The organism is Pseudoalteromonas sp. SR45-5 (genome assembly GCF_014163565.1).
GTDB lineage: Bacteria > Pseudomonadota > Gammaproteobacteria > Enterobacterales > Alteromonadaceae > Pseudoalteromonas > Pseudoalteromonas distincta.
This window is the reverse complement of record NZ_JACJDN010000803.1, coordinates 1-1,519: the sequence shown is the minus strand read 5'-3', so window position 1 is coordinate 1,519 and position 1,519 is coordinate 1. Positions and strand designations below refer to the sequence as shown.

The following is a 1,519-nucleotide window of genomic DNA, read 5'->3' as shown; positions in this document are numbered from 1 at the left end:
CACCCTTATATAAATTAGAACTTAGATCACAGACCGTTTTTAATGATCTCTTGCGCTAATTCGTCAGCAATTAAATGCGTTGATTTTTGCTCTTTTTCGCTACGGGCAAAGATTTCAGTTAACGTATTAAAAATACCTTCAACATGTTTATTAGACGCTGCTGCACTGTAACCATCTGGCGCTGTTTCGTAATAAACATTAATAATACCACCGGCGTTAATTACGTAATCTGGTGCATATAAAATGCCTTTTTCACGAATAACTTCACCATGGCGAGATTCTGCCAGCTGATTATTAGCACAGCCTGCAATAATAGTCGCTTTTAAACGCGGTATAGTTAAATCGTTAATAGTTGCGCCTAGTGCACACGGTGCATAAACATCAACATCTAAGTCGTAAATGTCATCAATGCCAACCGCAGTTGCGCCAAAATCACTTACTACACGATCAATGGCGGCTTGGTTAATATCAGTTACAAACAACTCAGCGCCCGCATCATGTAAATGTTTACATAAACCATAAGCAACAGCACCTAGACCTTGAACAGCCACTTTCACACCTGCAAAATTTTGATGGCCACGTTGATGCTGTAGCGCTGCTTTAATTCCTAAAAAAGTACCGTATGCTGTAAATGGCGATGGGTTACCGCTTTTACCTTCAAGGCCCAGTACGTAATTAGTTTCTTTATTCATGATAGCTACATCAGCACATGTGATGTTTACATCTTCTGCTGAGTAATAGCTGCCATTTAATCGCTCTAACTGACGGCCAAATGCACGAAATAATTGCTCAGATTTAATTTCTTTCGCATTACCTATAATTACAGATTTACCGCCACCAAAGGGTAAGCGCGCAACTGCATTTTTATAAGTCATGCCCTTTGATAAACGTAGCACGTCATAAACAGCATCTTCGTCGTTCGCATAATCCCACATTCTACATCCGCCAACTGCAGGACCTAGGTTGGTATTATGTACAGCAATAATTGCTTTTAAACCCGACTCTTCATCAGAACAAAAAACCACTTGTTCATGGTTATCAAATTCAACTCGATTAAACACAGCCACTTAAAATACTCCGAAATAGTTAACCCGTGAGAGGGTATGCGCGCTGGAAATTGCCGAGACTTTATCACTTCATATACGTGTTCGCTATACTCACAGATGATAAAACCAATGAAAACATCAAGCTTAAATTAAATAACCGGATTAAAACTATTGAATAGATAAAAAATTCACAAAATCGTCATTTGTAAGTTTTAAATACTATGAATATAAGAATCTCACTAACTTACGTTTACGTACACGTAACACAGCGATTGCATGTAAAGTTTAATATACAAGTGCTACTTGCCCGACACGTACTGCTGCCTATAGGTTTTCAGTAAAAAGTGAGCTTTTTCGCAAACTGGTCAGAGCTGTAAACTTACTAATAACTCTATTTAAAAAAACAAAAAAGCGAGCACTAGGCTCGCTTTTTAAAAATACAAAACGTACGTTATTTTAGCTTGCTATCAAGC

The 1,519-nt window shown here is 38.1% G+C and carries 1 protein-coding gene; it reads right to left on the bottom strand.

Annotation, left to right across the window (positions count from 1 at the left end):
- Positions 1-26 precede the first annotated feature (26 nt).
- Positions 27-1,067: a Glu/Leu/Phe/Val dehydrogenase gene (locus H5072_RS19195; RefSeq protein ID WP_002961676.1), complete on the bottom strand. Its 1,041-nt coding sequence runs from the start codon at positions 1,065-1,067 to the stop codon at positions 27-29.
- Between the last annotated feature and the right edge of the window lie 452 nt (positions 1,068-1,519).